Genomic DNA, 18,281 nt, shown 5'->3' on the forward strand with positions numbered 1-18,281 from the left:
TGTCAGTCCTTTCCAGACTTGTTCTTGGAGTGCTTCTCGTCGTAGAGGTCACGTCCCGACTGGACGCTGCCGCCGGTCGCGTTGGTGTCGCGGTCGCCCTGTCCGGGAATGGGGCGGCGCCCCGGCTTCGCGGGCTCGACGGCGGTCGAGTTGTCGTCGACCCACTTCTTCAGCGCTTCCGCGTCGACGTTCTTGCCGTCCTCGCTGACGAGGCTCTTGCGGTCGAGCGCGAAGAGCTTCGAGGCGGGCACGGTGCGCCCTTCGAGCGCCTTGTCGAGCTGGTCGCCGACGCGCTCCAAAGCGAGCTCGAGGCGATCCGCTGCGCGGGCCTCCTCGATGCGCTTGTCGACGTCCTCCTGCGAGAGCGGCGCCGGCTTGCCGTCGTCGTCCTTCGGCTTCGGCTGCGTCACGGCACGGAACTTCTCCGCGTCGCTCTTCAGGTCGTCGTAGTCGGAGTACTTCGCGCGCTCTTCCTCGCGGGCCTTCTGCTCGGCGCGGCGTGCCCGGTCGGACACGATGCGGTCGAGTTCCTCCTGCGATGCCGGTGCCTTGAACTCCTTGCCGCCGCCCTTCTCGTCATCGTCGGCGACGAAGCGGAGGTAGGGGCTGCGGATGAGCTGGCCGAATGCGTTGCGCTTCATGGTGGGTTGTGACCTTCCGTTTATCGGGCCCGTCGGCCGCCGTTTATGGCCCGTCGGCCGTGCCGCGACACGCTCGCGTAGCGCCTCCACCGAGACGGTGGGAAGTGTGTGGGGGCGGCGCCCGTAGACCGGGGAAGATGCCGGCGGACGCCGCCCTGTCAGATGAGTCCGAGTTCCCGCGCCAGACGGCGCACAGACTCGGGTGTGCCGCGCTCCCCCAGCCGCCGCAGTTCGCGGGCCAGATCACGCTCCAGCTCCGCGACCTTCGCCGCAGATGCCGGAAGTGGTGACGCGTACACGTCGGCGCTGCTGAGCCCGACACCGCGGGGGACGTTCCCGGTCGTTCGGGCGTACTGGAGCCGGTAGTTCGCGTCGTACAGGCGCCGCTCCGCCGCGGTCATCGTGGCCCTGTTCAATGGGTCGCGCTGACCGGTCGCCGCAGCGTCGAAACGCGCTGCACGGTTCGTCACGACCGTGCGCCCGCCGATCGTGACTGTCCCCCGTCCCCGGCCGGCCGCGATGATCTGCCGATCGGTGCGGACCCCAGGAGCCAGCGATACCGCAGTCTGTCCACGGTCGAGGATGTACCCCTCCTGACGCATCAGCCGGATCGCGTTCGTCCGAGTCCCAGCCCGCCGGTAGATGTCATCCACCGTCAGCCGGGAAGGCGCCCCGTACCGTCGCGCGCCCACAGCAGTAGCGAGGCCACGCTGCGAGACGTTCACGACACGGTAGATGTCGGCACCGTCCCGGATGGCTCGCGCTTCGCTGCGACCGAACACCTTCTCCTGCTGCTGCTTCGTCATCGCCTGGAACGTCGCGTACGGGTCTGTGCGCTCATCTCCGACGACATTCTCGGCACCAGGCGCATGGAAGCAGTCGCACCGAGGATGCCTCTGGAACCCTTGATTCCAGCGGTACCAGCGGCCCGCGAGGATCACGCACCGCCGACATGACGGCGGGTTCAGGACCCGCACGTACCCGGTGATGTCTGGGCGTTGGACGATGTCGGCGGCGTACACCTCGCGGCGTGTGTCGGCCATGACCGTCAGCGACGTCATCGTGAGCCACCGGCGCCCGACCTGCAGCGCGTCTGCAGCTGCCGCGCCCCGGCTGACCGCGACCTTCGTCGTGATGACCGCCTCATCGAGCAGCGTGCTCATCGATCGACCGTCAGGGGCCGACGACAGGAACGCCGCCGGGTCGAGTTCCCCCACCGGGCTGTCGGCCTGGTTCGTCTCCGCGAGCACCGCCGCCGTGTAGCCGACGGCGACGCCCACGGCATCCGCTCGAGCGCCTTCCAACGTCGACAAGACCCGGGGCTTCACCCTGTCCCACGACGCGTCGAAGTCGTCACCCATCCGCGACCACTGCCGGCCGACGTCCGACGCCGCTGCGACGGAGAGCGCCTGCTGCTCGCGGTACTGGTCAACTGCCGCTTGAAGCATCCTCGATCGGCCTTCCCGCGGCCGCGATCTGCGGATCCAGGGTCACGTTCTCGTCCCAGTCACGCATGCGGCCCTGCTCGATGTCCGTGTACCCGAGGTCCTTCCGCGCCTGCTCGATCGGGAGGATCGAACGGCCCGTGGTGTCCTTCGTCGTGACGAGCTTCATGATCGCGTCGGCCTTCTGTGCGACAGTCGGGGTCGACGGGTCACGCCAGATCGTCTCGATCTGCTTCGGCCGGGCGTCGTCGTCGCGGCCCATGTTCAGGAGTACGAGACGCTGCACTTGCTCCCACCGGGTCGACAGGGTCCGCTGCTTCCGCTCCGCACGCTTCACCAGCTGCGCCTCCGACGCACGGATCGCGTCCGCCGAGGGCGGATTGTCACCCTTGAACAGCAGGTAGTCCGCAGGGATACCGAGCTGCATCGCGACGATCTGCATCAGCAGCTTGATCGACTCGTGGAAGTTCGACAGCGACGCCTCAGGGAACTGCCCGAACGTGGCCTTGTCGTTCTCCGTCGACCACATGCGGCCGGCGATCATCGAGTACGTGTTGAGCGCCTGACCGGCCTCGTCGGTGAAGTCTTCCTCCTTGAGCCCCGTCGCGAAGCGCCGCGGCAGGGCATGAAACTCGGCGGACACCATCATGTCCGAGGCGAGCTTGTTCAGCGCGTCCAGAGGGCTGACGATCGGGTGGAACACCGACCGGCCGAGCCGCTGGTCGAACTTCCCCGGCCGGTTACGACCCAGGATCCGCGGGTCGTTCATCAGTGGGACGAGCGAGCACAGGTTGTTCCCGTTGTCGTCCTCACGGTCATCCTCGACCCACCCACGGCCCTGCTGGAACCGCCAGGTGACCCACCCGTTCTGGTGGTGGAACGTCATCCACCGGGTCTTGTCGAGGTCCGTCCACCGCTTCACGCCGTGCTTCACACGCTTCGTCTTCGGGTCGTCCTCATGGATCGCGTCGAACGCGGACTCGAGCGTGATCACCGGCACGTCATCCGCGGCCTCACCCGGCCCCACAGTGGCGTACGCGCGCCCCAGAGCGAGGCTCTCCCGGTGACCCTGCTGCGACAGATCCGGGCCGTCGTTCTCCTGCCACACGTCCCACAGATCGTCGTCCGCCTCTGCACCGCGGCCGATACGGAACCCCTCAACGTCGAGCCGGTTGTCGTACACGTCGACGGCGAACAGTGCCAGGTTCAGCACGATCGGCGACAGACGGTAGCCGAGCTCCTGCTGCAACACCGGGGCGAGGAACTTCAACGGCTGCTCACCCTCGAAGTACAGGTCGTTCTTCTCGAGCATCGGCTTCTGCCGGCTGATCGCGCGGGACAGCCGCAGCGCCTCGTCGAGTTCCGTCACGGCAGCTCTCCTATCTGCTGCGCCAGACGCGCACCTTCGCTCTCGGTTTCGGGGGCGACCAGCCAGCGGCGAGCGAGTCACGCACCGCAGCGTTCGCGAGGATCGAGCACATCGCGAGGTCGATCTTCTGGGTCTCGTTCGGCTTCCCGAGGATGTACTTCTGACCGGGCTTCGCGACCTTCTTCGCGTTGCCCATGTGCAACTCCGTGGTGGGGCACCCGTCGTTCGTGATGCGCCCGTTCGCCAGGTCCGCCTCGAACCGGCGGATCTCGTCGTACATGCGACTCACCGAGTTGGTGGGCCACTCGATCACGTGCTCATCACCGTGACGCAACGCCCACGTCTCGATGTCGGTATTCCAGTCCTCCGGGTCGCAGTACATCCGCACCACCGTGAACCGGTCGAACAGCTCGTCAACGGCCGCGTCGACATCGCTGTGAGGGATTCTGTCGCCGTGCTCTCTGGGGTTCCAGAACGACGGTCGGTCGCGGTCGGGACCGACACGAGGTGTGAAAGCGAACCCGGTCATTGTCTGGGCACGGATTCCGGTCCAGTCGTTGTTGATGCTGCCGTCCAACTAGAACCCGATGCAGATGGCAGTGCCATCCGGCGGGTTCGGCAACCACGGTCGCTTCGTCGCCTGCATCGGGAACCTCCTCACCTGCCCGCAGGGGCACTCATGCAACTACGCGCCCCAGCGAGGCGTACGCGCCTTCCCAGACCCCTTCGGGTAGCCATGTGCCCATACCGCGCACCAGCTTGTTCCCGTAGAAGCGTTCCGCCTGCGCCGGGTCCTGCTCGAGCAGCTCCGCAGCCTCCGCCTCGATCGAGTCGAGGTCGACGTGCGCAGCACCGACGTACACGTATGCGTGGATCTTCCGGCGGTCGCGCTTGTTCTTGTAGCTGAGGTTCTTCGGCGGCTGCCGGTAGAACTTGAACAGGTCGGCCGCGCGCGACTCGTACGTCGACCGCGCGGTGGACTCCTCGGCGGGGTCCCACGTGTTCGTCAGCTCGATGCCACGGCCGCCCATGCCCGACGTGCCGCGGCGCATCGTCTGCGCCGTGCCCATCAGTCCGTTCGACTTCGTGTAGATCCCCGTCTCGTCCTGCACGAACCCGGTGGTCGGGTTACCAAGGCGGGACGACTCCGCCGAGGTGACCTTCTCGATCACCCCGTCGTCGCCGATGCGCATGAACTTCTCACCGACGCGGACGCGCTCGCTCAACGGGCCGCGGAGAACCATCTGCTGCAGCGGACGCCAGGTGTTGTTCACCTGGTCCTCGGACGTCGCCATGAGCTGGATCAGCGGCGTCGGCCAGGGCATGCCCATCGGCTCGCCGGGCTCGTACTCGTAGACGAACCCGCACTGGCATCCGTACCGGGCGCAGTCGTAGACGTCGTCGTCACCCGCCCACCCGGCAAACAGGTCCGGCCCGAGCGCCATGACCGCGGTCTCGGCCGCAGCCCACGGGCTCTTCCCGTACTTCTGTGGGCCAACTACAAGCGATCGACGGTAGGTGAACGCCTGGTTCTTGATGGGGTCCTCAGGCCGCCACGGCGTCTCCGGGCGCACGCGGCCGTGGTTCGCGGTGCACCAGAGCTGCCAGTCCGACAGGATAAACGGCTGCCCCTTCCGGAACCCATCCGGGATCGGCAGGTGCCACGCCATCCAGTCGGCCTGCAGGTACCCCAGCGTCGGCCACGTGACCTCGAACTCAGCGATCTGCTCCGACATCTGGCAACGCCCTCAGCCTTCCTCGCGACGACGGCACCTGCCGCTTCGCAGCAGCCGGAGTCGACGCGGCCACCGTCGGCGACGGCGTCGGATTCACCGAGATGCGATACCCAGCGCTGATCAGTGCGGTGTTCGTAATCAGCAGCGCGTTCTGCTGCTGCAGCAAGAGCGTGCGCCGCGCCGCGGTCACACCGATCTCCTCGGCCTCGCAGAACGTGCGCACGTACATGGCGACCTCATCCGCGGCGCCCTGCTCATCCCAGAGAATCGCCTGCGGCCGTTTCCACAGCCGGCGCCACACGACCATCTCCCGAGCGGTGGCCTTCGTCAGCGGCCAAGCCGGCGCAGCGCCAGAGCGCGTTTTCGGGAGCGTTCGGATTGCGCCGCCTTCGATGCGGAGCGCCTCAGCGAGCGAACCCGGATCCGGCGCACGCCCGCCGCCCGGCCGTTTCCCACCACGGGGCATGGCGACCTCCTAGGCGATGAGACTCAGTGGCCGAGCGATCTCGAGCGAATCGCTCTTCCGGATGTTGCAGAGCAGATGAGCGAGCTGCGCATTCTCACGACTGTGTGCCCCGCCGTGTGCAACCGGAGCAACATGGTCGAGGCTCGGGCTCATCGGGTCGGGCCATGCGCAGTCAGGATCGACGTCACCTTCGCAGATTCCGCAGACCCATCCGTCACGCTCGAACACCTCGAAGTAGTCGAACGACTCGGCGTCCTCGGCACCTCGAGTCAGCGCGTACCGCTTCTTCCAGTTCGCCCGGCGGCGAGCATCCCATGGCGGGTTCGCCTGGCGACCATCAGCCCGAGACACACGGTTGTAGTGCATCTTCCCGTGACGCTCAGAGCAACACCGCTCCATGTCGCGGCGCGGCAGGAAATCCACATCGCATCCTTCGAGCGCGCACACCCTCGCTGGCAACAGTGTAGGCAGGACGTCACCGCGAGCGACTGCGCCGCACCGGCCGCTGCAGTAGCGACGGTTCCGCGCAGCCCCTGTGATGTCCAAGCCGCACCCACCACAAGCTCGAATCGGAGTCTCGCACTCAACACAGAGGCGTCGCCGAGGCCCGCCGTTGTACGGCGCGAGGTGACCGCATCGAGCTAGGCGAGGCGGTCCTGGACGAGCTCCTCCACGAGGCATTTCAGCGGCCCCCTCAAAAATCTTCGGTTCCGGTTCGCTAAACAGCGCCCTCCCCGGCGGTCCTGGTTGGGAGGGGCCTTGGGGGGCTTCCCCCCACCCTTTGAGGGCTGCCCGTGGGTCGGGTCGGGGGTGGTCTTGGGGAGCGCTGTGCGGCTGTCTCAGGGTGTGGGAGGTGTGGTGAGCGCTATGTGGTCTTCGAGGGTCTGAACGCGCTGTGTCCACTGTGTGTGGCCTTGGTGGAGGCCGGGGAGTCGGGTGGTGAGGTCTTGGCCGCGTTCGGTGTGGGTGCGTTCGTGTTCGCTCATGTCGGCGTACTCGGTGAGTTGGGCTTCGAACATGGCGACGAGCATCTTCGCGGTGACGAGCTGCTTCGCGGGGTCGCGTTCGGGTTGGGCGCTCACGGGTGTGTGCCTCTCTGCTGGTGGGCGGTGCGGCCGCCTTCGCTGCGGTTGCACCCGGAGTGTTCGGGGCCTCGGTATCCGGTGCGGTCGGGTGTGTGTCCGAGGTCCCATGGTTCGCCGGGGTGGATGAACGGGTCGTCGGGTCGGAGACAGTTCGGGTTCGCGCATCGGATCCGGCCGGTTTGCACTTCGATTTCCCAGGCGGCCCGGGTGCGTTCGTGATCGGGCCCGTACCCGCGTTGCTGTCTCGTGCCGCGCTGGCGTTCACGTTCGCGCTGGTGGGTGGTGCAGCGTGTGCCGGTGGTGAGGTTCGGGCATCCCGGGTGGGCGCAGACCTTCCGGGCCATCAATCGTACGAGCGGACGATCGACGGGAGGTCGTACTCGTCGCGGCAGCAGAACATGAGCGCCTTCTCCGACTCCCATGTGCGTTTGCAGTGGGGGCACTGGTACAGGCCGAACGCCTCGAGCTCGTCAGGCGTCATCGTCTGCGTCTCCGTCGTTGAGCATGTGCCAGTGTGCGCGTTCCAGGACGACGCTCAGGAACTGCACGATGCCGGATGCGTCTGTGGTTGACGTCTGCGGGCCGAGCGCGTACTGCGCTCCCGTGACCAGCGGCAGGACGTCGTCAGTTTCGGCCGTCTCGACCCGGGACGGCCAAGCACACAAGGCGATCAACGGGTGGGTGGTCGGCATCTCCACGGTCTCGGTCAGGTATGTGTGGATGGCGTCGTCGAGCCGCTCGAGCGGTGTGGTGCTCATCAGCCCTCCAGCATGTGGGTGAGGTCGAGAACGGTCGCGCCGGCCGCTTGGAGGGCTGGGGTGTGTTGATGGCCGTGGTGGGCGCAGTATGCGAGGGTTCCGCCGCCCGTGAGTTGGACGTGGATGTAGGCGCGGGCGTTGCACTGGTCGCAGGATACGAACACGGCGACGTCAGTCATCACCGTTCTCCTCGCTGAGGTAGGCGGACACGATGTCGCAGCACACGCCGATCGCGTGCTCACCGCACACCGGGCAGCGCAGGGGCTGGTTGAGGATGCGCCAGCGTCTCCCGCAGGAGCAGATGACGTCGCGGCTGTCGCTTCCGGGGGTGTGATCCCAGTGGAGGAGCAGGTGCCAGAGGAGGGTGATGGTGCGCATGTTCGACTCCGTCGTCGAGGTTCGAAAGTTTGCCCCAGGCCGTCGTACGCGCTTCTCGGCCGCTCTCCCGGGATAACCGTCGGGATCACCTGGGGTCTTCTGCGAGGGCTGCAGCTTCCGCGTCGGGCATTTCCCAAACACGCCTCGCATTGCTCCGGGGGCTGGGATCGAACCAGCGCGCTATCGATTAACAGTCGATTGCTCTGCCGCTGAGCTACCCCGGAAGGGTGTGAGAGGCGCCGACTCTCGACTCGTCGGGTCGGCGCCTCTCGGGGGCCGGTGCAGGTGTCCCTCCGCGATGTCGGCGCGGTCATGGGGATCCTTGATCGAGTGAGGAACCACACACTCGGTGAACACCGGGGTCAGGGCCCACGGCAGGGAGGAGCGGACGCGGCAGCACACCGTGGCTGCGGGCGTCATGGTCGGCTCGGACTCCCCGCCGTGGGAGCGGGTAGGGCAGGTTCATCTGCAAGAGGGAAACAGCGAAGCGCCCGGAGCTGATCAGGCATCCGAGCGCTTCTACGCTGTGAGGGTGCTTTCGGGAGGCATTACTCCCTACCGGCCGTTGGCCCCCGTCGTCATGGACGATTCGCGGTAGGGCTATAGTAGCGCGCCACATGGGGGTCCGGGAAGTGGTGGCACGACGAAGCCCCCGGGAACCGGATGTCGGTTGCTCACGGAGGCATCGTCGTGTTCCTGTCCTGTTCGACAGGTTTCTCTGATCTTGAAGGTAAGGGGATCAAGTACTCTCCCCGGTGGATGCCTGGAAAACACGGCGTGTCGCGTCCTGTGCGGCTTCCTCAGCTCGTTTCAGTGCCCGGAGGCGGTACTGGTGCGGGGGCCAGTTCTTGAGGCGTTCACGCCACCATTTCATGAGCACCCGCTCGTCCACGACTCGCACGTTCTGCCCGTTGCGGACCTCCCATCCCATCGGGAGGCCCTGACGTCGCCAGTGCCGGATCGTGTTCATCGACCTGCCCGTCTTCTTGGCCGCTTGCCGGTAGGTGAGTAGGGGCATCCGTCACCCGCCCTGGTCGCGCTGCTGCCGGTTCCGCTCCCGTGTCTCCCGGATGCGCGCCTGGCGGCGGTTCTCGGACTCTTGGAGAGCTCGCGCTCCTGCTGCTCGCTCGGTGCGCCGGTCGGCCTCCCACCGCATGATCCGGGCGGTCATCAGCTCCCGCTCCCAGATCGGGAGTGACTGGACCTCCTGCAGCATCTCGTGCACGGGCTCGTCTTCGGTGGCGTGCACCTCGAATACGATGGAGACGGTCACGACGTACTCCCAGGCGACGGAACACTCGATCCGGTCACCAGAGCTTCCTCTCGTCGCGTGAGCGCACGGGCGAGAATGCCAGTAGCTCCGTCGCCGCCTCGCGGCATGCCGTGCAACGCGTGCCGCCGCGCACCGCGTCTGCGATGCGCTGGTGCTCGGCGGCTACCTTGCAGTGTTTCGTGCAGAGGTAGCCGTAGCCGCCGCACAGGCGGCATACCGCCTCCCACTCGACCGACGCCGCACATTCGCCGTCGTGGTCGCACTCTTGCGGGAGGTCCATTTCGAGCGCGTGCAGAGACAGGGACGTTTCCTCATCGAGAAGCATCGGGGCTCCCATTCGCGTGGTCGCGGATCAGCTCGCCGCCCTCGTCCTCGTAACACGACGGGCACCACCGGCCCCGGCGGGTTCGGACGCCGCGGTAACCGCAGGCGTTGCACGTCGCGTTCGGCTTGCGTCGGAACCTCCGTGCCCAGAGGCGCAGGCGAGTCCAGGGGGTTGGCTCCCAATCGAACGGGTCGCCGATGCGGAAGCCCAGCAGGATCAGTAGTCGCTTCATCGGTCCTCCTCGGTACGGTTCGGGTGGTTCCACCCCATGCGGTCCTGGGTGCGGGACAGGGCACCCAAAGCCACAAGGTCGGGGCGCGCGTCACTCATCGGGACCCCCATCCGCGTGGTTGGTGGGTTCGGTCATTTCGGTTCCTTCCTCGATCTGCTGGGTAAAGGTCTCCCCGCAGGAACGGCACACGCCCACACGAGCCACCCCACCGCCCCGGGTGTCCACGTAGTCCCAGGTGACCTTGTGACGTCCGCATGTGTCGCACATGCCCGGGCGTGGGTGTGGGTGGATGCCGTGGACGGCTTTGAGTCGGCGGACGGTGGAGAACAGTTCCCGTTCGTCCTCGGTGAGGGCGAGGGTGTGGGCGGTGGGTGCGTGGTGGATCAGCCACCCCACCGTCAGGAGGGCCGCGTCCTTCGCCGTGGACGGGGACGTGAGCGCCCCGCCGGCAAGGTCAGGGGCATTCTGGCGGGTGTCCTCGGCGCGTTCCCACACGGCCGCCGCATACCCCGTCAACAGGCCCCACAGGTACCCGGCGTCACGGGTGAGGGTTTCGTCGATCGTGTCGCCCAGGTCCCGGTGCTCGTTCCCGCCCGTGATCTGCAGCCGGTCGAACCTCGACCCGCCCCTCGAGACCCCGATGGTGGGTTGCGCGAGGGTGACGAGCATGGAGAGGACGTCGGGGATCTGCCCCAGGTGGTGCTCGAACTGGTGCACCCACCGGCGGTAGTCGTGGTCCGCCTGCTGCTCTGTGGTGAAGCCGATATCGGTCATGCCGCCAGCTCCCACTCGATGGCCGGCACACCAGGGCGGGCGAGCAGCATTCGCAGCGCAGCGATGGCCTGCTGCAGCACGACACCGTTGCCGCACGCCTTGAGCTGCTCCGCCCGAGACAGCCCGACGACGGATGCCGTCACCCATCCGAAAGGCCAGCCCATCATCCACTCGGTGAGCTCCGGGTTCAGGCGGGCCTTCCCACCCTTCCCGTCCATCCGCACCGGCGACGGGGCGAGGCGACCCATGACCGCCTCCCACCGCGCGATCGCGGCGGCGTACGGACCCCATCCAGCCGCGGCATCTACGGCCGCGCCGGGGAGGAGCCTCTCGTCCGCACGAGCACCTGAGCGTGTGGCATGCCCTCCCGTAGCGTCTGCCACCTGAGGCGTCGGCAGTAGCCGGCCACCGGTTCCGATGAGTCCGTTCTCCGCGATGATCGCCAGATCGGTGACTACCTCGCGGCCCGGCTTCTTGCGGAGGTGCTCGCTCGGGCTGTTCCCTGACGGCTGAGCAACCGGTGTCGGCAGAAGTGTCAGCTCGGAGCCGTCAGGTGACCGGTCAGCGCGAGTATCTGCCCCGTAAGACGGAGAGCCTGACCCCGCTCCTTCGCCACGTCCGGGTGCAGTGGTCCGCCCCCGTCCTCGTCCGCTACCGGGGTGCGTAGTAACGGTTCGCTCGGTCGGCCAGGCGAGGATGAAGACTCGGAGTCGACCGTGGGGGGCGCCGATGTCGGATGCTCGGATGCTCGTCCATTCCGCATCGAACCCGAGCGCGGCCAGGTCAGCGAGAACGGCTCCGAGTGCCCGCAGAGCAGGTTCACTCGGTTCGTCTCCCAGACACCACGGGCAGGGTTCCACGTCGCTATGTGCTTCGGCACTGAGGAGGCCTCCAACGTTCTCGATGACGACCCAGTCGGGTCGGTCTTCTGCGATTGAGCGGGCGAACTCCGACCAGAGGCCGGAGCGGGTGCCGTCGCGGAGACCCGCGCGGGCGCCGGACACGGACACGTCCTGGCAGGGGAACCCGCCGGCGCGGACGTGCGTGTGCGGGACGGTCGTGAAGTCGACCTTCGTGACGTCGCCGTAGTTCGGCACGTCGGGGTAGTGGTGCGCGAGCACCTTCGACGGGGCGGCGTCGAACTCGCAGAACCACGCCGGCCGGGTGCCGAACACCTCGCCGACAGCACGGCCCAGCATCCCGGTACCGGCGAACAGTTCACCTGACAAGATCTCGTCTCTCATGCCGCCCAGTCCTTTCGAAGTTCCTTCAGCTGCAGTGCGCTCTTCCCGCCCCAGATGCCCTCGTCCTGCTTCGTGCGCAGCGCGAAGGCAAGACACTGGACCCGCACGGTGCACTCGGCGCAGACCCGCTTCGCGCTCTTCGTGCTCCCGCCCTTCTCCGGGAAGAAGATCTCCGGGTCGGTCTCGGCGCAGCGGGCTTCCTGCATCCACGGCTCGGGGGTGATGAGGGATGCGGTGCCGGACCATTGCACGTGCGGGTGCACGTGGGTGCCGGGGATCAGTTGGTCCATCGGGTTTCTCCTGCTGCTTGATCTGCTCGGTACGCCGCGTGGCAGTCCTCGCAGTGGACGTCTGGCCAGTCGGCGGGTTTGGTGGTCTTCCGGCCGCAGTACCCGCGGCCAGGGGCACCGGGCGCGCACACCCGGGATGACTCGGTCACAGGGGGACGAGTCGGATCAGGTCGCTGAGGACGCCACGCGCTCCACAGGAGCCGTGGAATGCGGCGTCGAGGGATGCGGCCACGATGACGCCGTGAGGGCCGCAGACGAGGCCACACTGCTTCCCGCAGTGGGAGCAGAGCGCGGCGAGCTTCGCGGGGTGGCCGCATGTGATCCCGCGGATCTTCCACACGCAGCCGGGTTCGTCGTCGGCGTGCTCGGCGAGGTGACGGAGGACCTCGTCGTCGCGCTGCTCGACCGGGGACAGGGTGGCGGTCACGACGTCGCTCCGATCTGCGCGAGGATCCGCGCGGTCGTGTCGTCGTCGAGGCGGCGGAGGCCGAGCGCGCCGCGGTACGGGATCGGCTCGGCCAGGGCGCGCGGGTTCGCGAGGAACATGTGCCACTGCCCCATCTCGGACCAGGGCGTGCATTCGCACAGACGTTTCCTCGGGTCGTGCACGTTCACGAGGTCGACGACGCCGATAATCGCTCCGAGCGGACGCATGTGGCTTCCGTCTTCATCAACCGCGATGGGCGCATACAGCGGAGGCGGGCAGATCGTGGCATCCATGTCGTACGCGAGGCCAGCGTGGATCGCGATGGGTCCGCGGTAGTCCCCGGCGATGTTCCGCACTCGGTTCTCGACGGTCTTCCCGCCGTGGATGATGGCCCACGCCCACGGCTGGCGAACGGTGAGGATCCTCATGACCGCACCCCCGGTGCTTCGACCGGGCCAGGGCAGGCGGACACCTGGATCGCGGTGCTCGTCGCCCGGGTCCCGCAGCGTGCGCACACGGGGTTGGTCGAGAACGTGTCCTCGGTCCACCGCCAGTCGTGCAAGAGCACACCCTCTGCCTCCCGGATGATGCCTTCGATCCGCGTGTCCACGTCGAACCCGTGCTGTGCGGTTCTGTGCGCCCGCTGCACGCCCGATTCCCCCGCCGCCTTCTCCGCATCCCCGGCCGCCGCGATGAGCTGGTACGCGAGCGCACGCGCCGTCTCCGGCAGCATGTGGGTCCGGTGACCGTCCGGGGTGGGGAACGTGAGCAGTTCCACCTCCCCGTCATCCGTCCAATCCGCCTCAGCGATCGGAACCGTCTTCGACTCCTGGAGGATCACAGCCCTGCCCCTTTCATCCGACGCTGGTTCATCCGCTGTTCGCGCGCAGTGGCCCAGCGAACGTTCCCAGGTTCGTAGTTGCCGTCGTTGTCGATCCGATCAATCGAGTAGCCCGGTCCGGGCGGGTCGCCCATGTATGCAGCGAACGACTCGAACGACGCATCCCACTCGGCGCACACCCGAATGCCGCGGCCTCCATAGCGCGGGAAGTCAGCGGCAGTCGGGTTACCGCACCGCCGCCGCATCAGGAGCCACCGGTTGTAGAGACTGGTCCGACGAGTGGGACCCGCTTGCCCATGAGTCATGGACAGCCGCCACTGCTCGCGCTTCACGCATCCGCATGACGTCGTCCGGCCCGTGCGCAGCTGCACACCGCGAACTATGGCCGTCCGCCCGCAGTCGCACGCACAGGACCAGAGAGCCTGACGATTTGGCGTGGACCCCGCCCAATGCAGAACGGTGAGCTTCCCGAACCTCTCGCCGCTCATGTCCTTGACCAGCACGTGCGGTCCCTGGCGTTCATTCATTCCTTCGTCTCCTCGATGCTCAGCCCGGCGCGCACCGCGGCGCGCAAGGCGTTCCTGCGTTCGACGCGCACCCGCGACGCGTCAGTGACCTTCGTCTCGTGCTCCAGCGCGGTCGCACCCATCGCGAGCACCGCGATCTAGTTCGCCAACCGGAGTTGCGCCGTCAGGTCGTCGATCGCGTCGACCTGCGTGCGCCTCCCTGACGCGCTCAAAACGGGGTCTCCGAATCGGAGGAGCCGGGAGTGATCCACGGCTCGTCAGCGGGCGCTTGACGCTGCCCAGACCCACCCCCACCGGAACGGGTCACCTGCGCCGTCGCGTAGCGGAGCGAGGGGCCGATCTCGTCGACCTCCAGCTCGATCGCCGTGCGGTTCTGGCCCTCGCGGTCCTGGTAGGCCCGCTGCTTGAGCCGGCCCTGCGCGATCACCCGGGTGCCCTTCGTGATCGACTGCCCGACGTGCTCCGCCGGGTCACCCCAGACCGAGCAGCGGAGGAACAGGGCATCCCCGTCCTTCCACTCGTTCGACTGCCGGTCGAATGCCCGTGGGGTCGACGCGATGGTGAAGTTCGCGACGGGCTTGCCGTTCTGCGCATACCGCAGCTCCGGATCCGCGACCGCGTTCCCGACGACGGTGATGATGGTTTCATTGGCCATGCTGTGCCTCCTCAGGCGATGAATTCGTTGGCTTGGTACTTCGACAGGACCCGGGAGAACTGCCCCTGCCAGATGAGCGTCAGTTCCCCGGTCTGCCCCTGACGGTTCTTCGCGACGATGACCTTCAACTCGTCACGGCCCGGGGCCCGGAACCGGTGCAGCAGCAACACGACATCCGCGTCCTGCTCGATGGCTCCGGACTCGCGCAGGTCGGTCAGCTGCGGTTCCGCGGCCTTCCCCTTCCGGCCGGCGTTCGCACGGTTCAGCTGCGACAGGGCGATCACCGGGACAAGCCACTGCTGCGCGGCGAGCTTCAACGCCCGCGAGAACCCCGCCACCGCCTGCTGCCGGTTCTCGACCCGCTCGTGCGTGTTCAGTAGCTGCAGGTAGTCGACGATCACGACCGGGTTGCGCCGGTAGATGCGGTGCACGGACCGGACGGCGGCTTTCAGCTGCGGGATGGTGGACACGTGCGACGAGTCGACGATGACGATCGGCAGCTTCTCGAAGTGTGCGGCGGCCACCTCAGCCGCTTCGGTCTCCGTGTTCGACAGCCGGTGCTTGTTCAACGACCCGATGAACACCTGGCTGTGCGCGGCGATCATGCGGCCCGCGATCTCCTCACGCGCCATCTCGAGCGACACGAACAGGACCGGCCGGTGCTCCGCGAACGCGAGGGCGATCTGCACCGCCATCATCGATTTCCCGTCGCCGGGTCTCGCGGCGGCGACGTACATGCCCCCGTCGCGGAACCCGAAGATCAGCTGGTTCAGGTCATGCCACGGTGTCGGCGTGTACGACGGTTTCTCCGCCAGTCCGGCGACGTAGTCCCGGATCCACGACCCGATCGGCTGGACACCCTTCACGACCCCCGCGTCGACGTCGTCGAACGCCGCCCTCGCGAGCTCCACCATGTCCTCAGTGGGGAGGCCCTGGTCGTTCGCGAGCGCGATCGCTTTCGCTGCCCCGTCCCGCACGCGGCGCCGTTTCGCTTCGTCGAGGACGATGCCCGCGTGATACCCGGCAGCGGACGCTGTGGCCACCGCGTCGGTGAGGGAGTAGATCAGCGTCGCGTCGACATGCCCCACGAGCTCCCCTGCGGCTGCCAGAGCCGCTTCCACGGCGACAGCGTCCGTAGGGTCCCCTGCGTCGTGCAGTCGCCGCACAGCGGCGTACACGGCCTGGTGTGCCGGGGTTGAGAAGTCCGAGGGTTGCAGGATCTCCGCGACCTCGTCGCACGCGGCCGGGTCGAGCATGACCGCACCGAGAACAGAACGCTCCGCCTCCACGCTCACGACGTCACCGCCCGTCGCTCCGCAGCGAGACGCTGCTCCGTCACATTCCCCGCGTACGACACCGACACCGGAGGCGCGAACTGCTCAGCGAGCGCGATGATGTCCGCCGGCATGATCGGGTCCCGGCTGTGCTGGTAGTGCTGATCCAGCGCCCACGCCGCAGCCTTGACCGGAACGTCGGCGAGCAGACGAGCCCACGACGTCGCCATGTCCGCCCGCTCCTCCGGATTGTTCCGGCGCATCCGCACGTCGAGACGACCCGCCTCCGTGAACAGCGCGTTCACCTCGAACGGAGTCATGCGGTCACCGCCCGCTGCTGACGAGCCGCGAGGATGTCGTGCACCTGCGCACCCTGCTCGTACGACGACACCGAACCAGGACGGGAGCCCTGCTCCTCCTGCCGGAACTCGGCCTGCTTCCGCAGCCAGTTCGTGAACCCGGCATTCCAGTTCTTCAGCCGGCGGTGCTTCCGTACCGCGTGCTCACGGAACCGCTGGTACTCGGCGCGCACGTCGAGGTGCAGCGCAGCGGCCTTATCGATGTGACTCTGGTTCGGTCTCCACTCGTCCGGGATGAGCGTCCCGTCGACGGATTCATCCGGCGACAGAAGAACCTGGTCTTCTTCCAGATGGTGTTCTGTGGACTGGTGTTCTCTTGTGTTCGGTTCTCCGCCGTCGGCTGAACCGCTTGCGGCTGAACCGCTTGCGGAGAATCGACCGGTGTCCGATTTTCGGGAAGCGGTCGGATCGGTCAGCCGGTACTCGACCTCACCGAACTGCCCGCGCGATCCGCGGCCCTGCTCGACCTCGAGATACCCCGCCTCCCGCAGCTCGTCGACCGCGGCTCGGATCGCGTGACGCCCCTCGGTGCCCTCTTTCGCGAGGCCCTCGATGGTGAGCCGCCAGCCCACCCGGTGCGACAGGATCTCCGTCAGCAGTCCCCGCGCCCGACGCGAGAGCTTCTTGTCTCTCGCCCAGTCGTTCGGGACCTGCGTGAACTGGCCCTCGAAGGCCAGCCCAGCTCGCAGAATGCCCATCAGCTGTTCCCTTCCACTTCCACGGCGCGGCCGTCCACGGTCAGCAACCACCACCCACCGGACAGCCGGCGCACACGCACCCGCTCCGGCCTGTACTCATCGGTCCGCGCCGTTCCCGGGATCAGATACCCGAGCTCGAACGCGACGTCCCTGTTCTTCTCTGCCCAGTGGTGACACCCGGTAGGCGAAGTCGCGTGACCGCAGAGGGTCAGCGCGTTCGCCGGGCTGTTCACCATCGGGTCCTTCGACCCGCCCATGCCGCGCGGGCGACGGTGGTGCAGCGACCACCCGAACCCGCGCTCGTGCCACTGCAAGGGCCGGAGGCAGCGGAAGCACCTCTCCCTGTCCCGGTCGAAGAACACGAGCCGCACCGTCGCCGGGGTGAACTCCCCCACGGCCATCAGGACCACCACCCCGGGGCGGTGCCCCAGTGGATGCCAGCTTCGCGGGCGATCTCGTCCGGTGTCGGGGTCTGCCCGAGCCCCTTGGCCAGGTCTCCGCGGGCGCACCGCAGCATGACGATCCCGTCCTCGGTGGTGACGGTGAGCTTGTGTGTCTTCCGCTCGTGCGCGCCCATCAGGCACCTCCGCCGTACGTCTCGGCTGTGCGCATCTGCCGTGCGTCGACCGCATCCGACCGGGTCTTGTCGATGTCCTTGTCCACCGTGCGGAGGTGTTCCTTCACACCCCGCCATGCGGCTTCGGCTTCGTGCATCCGGTTCCGGTGTGGTTGCGCATCGGCATCAGCGATGACCGTCGCAGCCGACACCGAACGGCCAGCCTCGACCTCGGCCCGCTTCCGCTCCTTGAGCGTCGTCTCGTACTTCGATCGGGCTGTCCCGACCGTCGTCGCCGCGGCTGCGTGTGCTCGCCCGAGGACACCGCGGGTGATGATCAGCCGCTCCATGTGCGACTCACCGGCTGCGTCCTTCAACGCGTCGAACAGGTCCGCGTGCAACGCGTTGCCCGGGTCGAACGGGGCGATACCGAGGCGGGCGATGAACCTCTCCAGCGGGGTCATGCGACACGCCCCCGACCCGCGGCGACCGCGATCTCCAGCTGCCGTTCCGGGGACACTAGACCCGACACCCGCACCGGCCACACCACCCCGCCGAACGTGTCCATCCGACGGTGCAGCCGCACCTCGTACGAGGCGAGGTAGCGGGAGAACCCTGCAGCCCACCCGTTCACGACCAGGCCTCCCCGTCACTCGATCGCGGGACAGGTCTGGTAGCCGCCTCCACGGGATCTGCAGCGTGGCTGAGTACGTCACGGCGAGGAGAGCTCTCCCAGTCGGTGGGGTACTGGCTCACCTCCGGACGAGACCACGTGATCGAAAGCTGCTTGTGGATGCGGCGGTCGAAGTACAGTTCGTCCGGCAGACGAAACGCCACGCCGATGACCTGCCCCGGGTAGCGGTTCAGCATCACGAGCGGAGCACGCTCGGCAGGAGTGACCACCACTGCACGCCACGGCCACCGAAGA

Annotated in this window: 32 protein-coding genes and 1 tRNA gene; all 33 read right to left on the reverse strand. The window is 67.5% G+C overall.

All coding sequences use genetic code 11. From position 1 onward, the window contains the following. Window positions 1-2: 2 nt before the first annotated feature. The 33 genes from FE256_RS03845 to FE256_RS03985 all read right to left on the reverse strand — a co-directional run bounded on the left by FE256_RS03845 (window position 3) and on the right by FE256_RS03985 (window position 18,256). Complete coding sequence (locus tag FE256_RS03845; protein WP_138172951.1) at window positions 3-641, reverse strand: hypothetical protein; 639 nt, start codon at window positions 639-641, stop codon at window positions 3-5. A gap of 158 nt (window positions 642-799) precedes the next feature. Continuing rightward, the gene (locus FE256_RS03850) at window positions 800-2,089 is read right to left on the reverse strand and encodes a hypothetical protein (RefSeq protein ID WP_138172953.1); all 1,290 of its coding nucleotides are present in this window, start codon (window positions 2,087-2,089) and stop codon (window positions 800-802) included. Further along, entirely contained in the window at window positions 2,070-3,455 is a 1,386-nt protein-coding gene (locus tag FE256_RS03855; protein ID WP_138172955.1) for a phage portal protein, read from the reverse strand. The genes FE256_RS03850 and FE256_RS03855 overlap by 20 nt, the downstream gene beginning before the upstream one ends. Before the next feature lie 10 nt (window positions 3,456-3,465). Beyond that, entirely contained in the window at window positions 3,466-3,984 is a 519-nt protein-coding gene (locus tag FE256_RS18035; protein WP_212743468.1) for a terminase large subunit domain-containing protein, read from the reverse strand. A 148-nt stretch (window positions 3,985-4,132) separates the two neighbouring features. Then, entirely contained in the window at window positions 4,133-5,191 is a 1,059-nt protein-coding gene (locus FE256_RS18040; protein ID WP_171024174.1) for a terminase large subunit domain-containing protein, read from the reverse strand. Beyond that, complete coding sequence (locus FE256_RS03865; protein WP_171024175.1) at window positions 5,172-5,657, reverse strand: hypothetical protein; 486 nt, start codon at window positions 5,655-5,657, stop codon at window positions 5,172-5,174. Before FE256_RS03865 ends, FE256_RS18040 begins: the two co-directional genes overlap by 20 nt. A gap of 9 nt (window positions 5,658-5,666) precedes the next feature. Beyond that, complete coding sequence (locus FE256_RS18045; RefSeq protein WP_171024176.1) at window positions 5,667-6,080, reverse strand: HNH endonuclease; 414 nt, start codon at window positions 6,078-6,080, stop codon at window positions 5,667-5,669. A 416-nt stretch (window positions 6,081-6,496) separates the two neighbouring features. Further along, entirely contained in the window at window positions 6,497-6,739 is a 243-nt protein-coding gene (locus FE256_RS03875) for a hypothetical protein (RefSeq protein WP_138172961.1), read from the reverse strand. Between the two features lie 346 nt (window positions 6,740-7,085). Then, window positions 7,086-7,223: a hypothetical protein gene (locus FE256_RS18050; RefSeq protein ID WP_171024177.1), complete on the reverse strand. Its 138-nt coding sequence runs from the start codon at window positions 7,221-7,223 to the stop codon at window positions 7,086-7,088. Beyond that, complete coding sequence (locus FE256_RS03885; RefSeq protein WP_138172965.1) at window positions 7,213-7,500, reverse strand: hypothetical protein; 288 nt, start codon at window positions 7,498-7,500, stop codon at window positions 7,213-7,215. The genes FE256_RS18050 and FE256_RS03885 overlap by 11 nt, the downstream gene beginning before the upstream one ends. Continuing rightward, on the reverse strand, window positions 7,500-7,679 hold the full coding sequence (locus FE256_RS03890; protein ID WP_138173035.1) for a DUF7455 domain-containing protein: 180 nt from the start codon (window positions 7,677-7,679) through the stop codon (window positions 7,500-7,502). Before FE256_RS03890 ends, FE256_RS03885 begins: the two co-directional genes overlap by 1 nt. Then, entirely contained in the window at window positions 7,672-7,878 is a 207-nt protein-coding gene (locus FE256_RS03895) for a hypothetical protein (RefSeq protein ID WP_138172967.1), read from the reverse strand. Before FE256_RS03895 ends, FE256_RS03890 begins: the two co-directional genes overlap by 8 nt. 152 nt (window positions 7,879-8,030) lie before the next feature. Continuing rightward, window positions 8,031-8,102 (reverse strand) — tRNA-Asn (locus FE256_RS03900). Window positions 8,103-8,617: 515 nt separating this feature from the next. After that, window positions 8,618-8,896, reverse strand: a complete 279-nt coding sequence (locus tag FE256_RS03905) for a hypothetical protein (protein WP_138172969.1) — start codon at window positions 8,894-8,896, stop codon at window positions 8,618-8,620. A 3-nt stretch (window positions 8,897-8,899) separates the two neighbouring features. Then, entirely contained in the window at window positions 8,900-9,151 is a 252-nt protein-coding gene (locus FE256_RS03910; protein ID WP_138172971.1) for a hypothetical protein, read from the reverse strand. Between the two features lie 34 nt (window positions 9,152-9,185). Further along, the gene (locus tag FE256_RS03915) at window positions 9,186-9,476 is read right to left on the reverse strand and encodes a hypothetical protein (protein WP_138172973.1); all 291 of its coding nucleotides are present in this window, start codon (window positions 9,474-9,476) and stop codon (window positions 9,186-9,188) included. Between the two features lie 322 nt (window positions 9,477-9,798). Beyond that, on the reverse strand, window positions 9,799-10,482 hold the full coding sequence (locus tag FE256_RS03920; protein ID WP_138172975.1) for a hypothetical protein: 684 nt from the start codon (window positions 10,480-10,482) through the stop codon (window positions 9,799-9,801). After that, window positions 10,479-11,726: a DNA cytosine methyltransferase gene (locus FE256_RS03925; protein ID WP_212743469.1), complete on the reverse strand. Its 1,248-nt coding sequence runs from the start codon at window positions 11,724-11,726 to the stop codon at window positions 10,479-10,481. The genes FE256_RS03920 and FE256_RS03925 overlap by 4 nt, the downstream gene beginning before the upstream one ends. Beyond that, window positions 11,723-12,016, reverse strand: a complete 294-nt coding sequence (locus FE256_RS03930) for a WhiB family transcriptional regulator (protein WP_138172977.1) — start codon at window positions 12,014-12,016, stop codon at window positions 11,723-11,725. Before FE256_RS03930 ends, FE256_RS03925 begins: the two co-directional genes overlap by 4 nt. 145 nt (window positions 12,017-12,161) lie before the next feature. Further along, window positions 12,162-12,443 carry a hypothetical protein gene (locus tag FE256_RS03935; RefSeq protein WP_138172979.1) on the reverse strand — a complete coding sequence of 94 codons (282 nt, stop codon included), beginning with the start codon at window positions 12,441-12,443 and terminating at the stop codon, window positions 12,162-12,164. Next, window positions 12,440-12,871, reverse strand: coding sequence for an ASCH domain-containing protein (locus tag FE256_RS03940; protein WP_138172981.1), 432 nt, complete (start codon window positions 12,869-12,871; stop codon window positions 12,440-12,442). Before FE256_RS03940 ends, FE256_RS03935 begins: the two co-directional genes overlap by 4 nt. Beyond that, window positions 12,868-13,284, reverse strand: a complete 417-nt coding sequence (locus FE256_RS03945; RefSeq protein WP_138172983.1) for a hypothetical protein — start codon at window positions 13,282-13,284, stop codon at window positions 12,868-12,870. The genes FE256_RS03940 and FE256_RS03945 overlap by 4 nt, the downstream gene beginning before the upstream one ends. Continuing rightward, window positions 13,281-13,418, reverse strand: coding sequence for an HNH endonuclease (locus tag FE256_RS03950; RefSeq protein ID WP_138172985.1), 138 nt, complete (start codon window positions 13,416-13,418; stop codon window positions 13,281-13,283). The genes FE256_RS03945 and FE256_RS03950 overlap by 4 nt, the downstream gene beginning before the upstream one ends. Before the next feature lie 389 nt (window positions 13,419-13,807). Further along, window positions 13,808-13,933 (reverse strand): hypothetical protein, encoded by a 126-nt coding sequence (locus tag FE256_RS18555; protein ID WP_289508570.1) that lies wholly within the window; start codon window positions 13,931-13,933, stop codon window positions 13,808-13,810. Window positions 13,934-14,019: 86 nt separating this feature from the next. Beyond that, complete coding sequence (locus tag FE256_RS03955) at window positions 14,020-14,466, reverse strand: single-stranded DNA-binding protein (protein WP_138172987.1); 447 nt, start codon at window positions 14,464-14,466, stop codon at window positions 14,020-14,022. A gap of 11 nt (window positions 14,467-14,477) precedes the next feature. Then, window positions 14,478-15,761, reverse strand: coding sequence for a replicative DNA helicase (locus FE256_RS03960; RefSeq protein WP_138172989.1), 1,284 nt, complete (start codon window positions 15,759-15,761; stop codon window positions 14,478-14,480). Beyond that, on the reverse strand, window positions 15,758-16,060 hold the full coding sequence (locus FE256_RS03965) for a hypothetical protein (protein WP_138172991.1): 303 nt from the start codon (window positions 16,058-16,060) through the stop codon (window positions 15,758-15,760). Before FE256_RS03965 ends, FE256_RS03960 begins: the two co-directional genes overlap by 4 nt. Beyond that, a complete protein-coding gene (locus FE256_RS03970) occupies window positions 16,057-16,797 on the reverse strand; it encodes a hypothetical protein (RefSeq protein ID WP_138172993.1) in 741 nt (246 codons plus the stop codon). Before FE256_RS03970 ends, FE256_RS03965 begins: the two co-directional genes overlap by 4 nt. Next, window positions 16,797-17,210 carry an HNH endonuclease gene (locus tag FE256_RS03975; RefSeq protein ID WP_171024179.1) on the reverse strand — a complete coding sequence of 138 codons (414 nt, stop codon included), beginning with the start codon at window positions 17,208-17,210 and terminating at the stop codon, window positions 16,797-16,799. The genes FE256_RS03970 and FE256_RS03975 overlap by 1 nt, the downstream gene beginning before the upstream one ends. After that, the gene (locus FE256_RS18055; protein ID WP_171024180.1) at window positions 17,198-17,374 is read right to left on the reverse strand and encodes a hypothetical protein; all 177 of its coding nucleotides are present in this window, start codon (window positions 17,372-17,374) and stop codon (window positions 17,198-17,200) included. The genes FE256_RS03975 and FE256_RS18055 overlap by 13 nt, the downstream gene beginning before the upstream one ends. Continuing rightward, window positions 17,374-17,817, reverse strand: a complete 444-nt coding sequence (locus tag FE256_RS03980; protein ID WP_138172997.1) for a hypothetical protein — start codon at window positions 17,815-17,817, stop codon at window positions 17,374-17,376. Before FE256_RS03980 ends, FE256_RS18055 begins: the two co-directional genes overlap by 1 nt. Beyond that, window positions 17,814-17,987: a hypothetical protein gene (locus tag FE256_RS18060; protein WP_171024181.1), complete on the reverse strand. Its 174-nt coding sequence runs from the start codon at window positions 17,985-17,987 to the stop codon at window positions 17,814-17,816. The genes FE256_RS03980 and FE256_RS18060 overlap by 4 nt, the downstream gene beginning before the upstream one ends. Then, the gene (locus tag FE256_RS03985; RefSeq protein ID WP_138172999.1) at window positions 17,984-18,256 is read right to left on the reverse strand and encodes a hypothetical protein; all 273 of its coding nucleotides are present in this window, start codon (window positions 18,254-18,256) and stop codon (window positions 17,984-17,986) included. Before FE256_RS03985 ends, FE256_RS18060 begins: the two co-directional genes overlap by 4 nt. Between the last annotated feature and the right edge of the window lie 25 nt (window positions 18,257-18,281).

The organism is Microbacterium sp. 5K110 (genome assembly GCF_005774735.1).
In the GTDB taxonomy this organism is placed as follows: Bacteria; Actinomycetota; Actinomycetes; order Actinomycetales; family Microbacteriaceae; genus Microbacterium.

Bases quoted from the DNA above. Each gene is read 5' to 3' on its own strand.
- FE256_RS03965 (WP_138172991.1), bottom strand. From the start codon at position 16,060: ATGACTCCGTTCGAGGTGAACGCGCTGTTCACGGAGGCGGGTCGTCTC.
- FE256_RS03865 (WP_171024175.1), bottom strand. From the start codon at position 5,657: ATGCCCCGTGGTGGGAAACGGCCGGGCGGCGGGCGTGCGCCGGATCCG.
- FE256_RS03940 (WP_138172981.1), bottom strand. From the start codon at position 12,871: ATGAGGATCCTCACCGTTCGCCAGCCGTGGGCGTGGGCCATCATCCAC.
- FE256_RS03950 (WP_138172985.1), bottom strand. From the start codon at position 13,418: ATGGGCGACCCGCCCGGACCGGGCTACTCGATTGATCGGATCGACAAC.
- FE256_RS03845 (WP_138172951.1), bottom strand. From the start codon at position 641: ATGAAGCGCAACGCATTCGGCCAGCTCATCCGCAGCCCCTACCTCCGC.
- FE256_RS03905 (WP_138172969.1), bottom strand. From the start codon at position 8,896: ATGCCCCTACTCACCTACCGGCAAGCGGCCAAGAAGACGGGCAGGTCG.
- FE256_RS03970 (WP_138172993.1), bottom strand. From the start codon at position 16,797: ATGGGCATTCTGCGAGCTGGGCTGGCCTTCGAGGGCCAGTTCACGCAG.
- FE256_RS18050 (WP_171024177.1), bottom strand. From the start codon at position 7,223: ATGACGCCTGACGAGCTCGAGGCGTTCGGCCTGTACCAGTGCCCCCAC.
- FE256_RS18040 (WP_171024174.1), bottom strand. From the start codon at position 5,191: ATGTCGGAGCAGATCGCTGAGTTCGAGGTCACGTGGCCGACGCTGGGG.
- FE256_RS18055 (WP_171024180.1), bottom strand. From the start codon at position 17,374: ATGGGCGCGCACGAGCGGAAGACACACAAGCTCACCGTCACCACCGAG.
- FE256_RS03955 (WP_138172987.1), bottom strand. From the start codon at position 14,466: ATGGCCAATGAAACCATCATCACCGTCGTCGGGAACGCGGTCGCGGAT.
- FE256_RS18035 (WP_212743468.1), bottom strand. From the start codon at position 3,984: ATGACCGGGTTCGCTTTCACACCTCGTGTCGGTCCCGACCGCGACCGA.
- FE256_RS03885 (WP_138172965.1), bottom strand. From the start codon at position 7,500: ATGAGCACCACACCGCTCGAGCGGCTCGACGACGCCATCCACACATAC.
- FE256_RS03915 (WP_138172973.1), bottom strand. From the start codon at position 9,476: ATGCTTCTCGATGAGGAAACGTCCCTGTCTCTGCACGCGCTCGAAATG.
- FE256_RS18555 (WP_289508570.1), bottom strand. From the start codon at position 13,933: ATGGGTGCGACCGCGCTGGAGCACGAGACGAAGGTCACTGACGCGTCG.
- FE256_RS03890 (WP_138173035.1), bottom strand. From the start codon at position 7,679: ATGACTGACGTCGCCGTGTTCGTATCCTGCGACCAGTGCAACGCCCGC.
- FE256_RS03895 (WP_138172967.1), bottom strand. From the start codon at position 7,878: ATGCGCACCATCACCCTCCTCTGGCACCTGCTCCTCCACTGGGATCAC.
- FE256_RS03925 (WP_212743469.1), bottom strand. From the start codon at position 11,726: ATGAGAGACGAGATCTTGTCAGGTGAACTGTTCGCCGGTACCGGGATG.
- FE256_RS03930 (WP_138172977.1), bottom strand. From the start codon at position 12,016: ATGGACCAACTGATCCCCGGCACCCACGTGCACCCGCACGTGCAATGG.
- FE256_RS03850 (WP_138172953.1), bottom strand. From the start codon at position 2,089: ATGCTTCAAGCGGCAGTTGACCAGTACCGCGAGCAGCAGGCGCTCTCC.
- FE256_RS03980 (WP_138172997.1), bottom strand. From the start codon at position 17,817: ATGACCCCGCTGGAGAGGTTCATCGCCCGCCTCGGTATCGCCCCGTTC.
- FE256_RS03920 (WP_138172975.1), bottom strand. From the start codon at position 10,482: ATGACCGATATCGGCTTCACCACAGAGCAGCAGGCGGACCACGACTAC.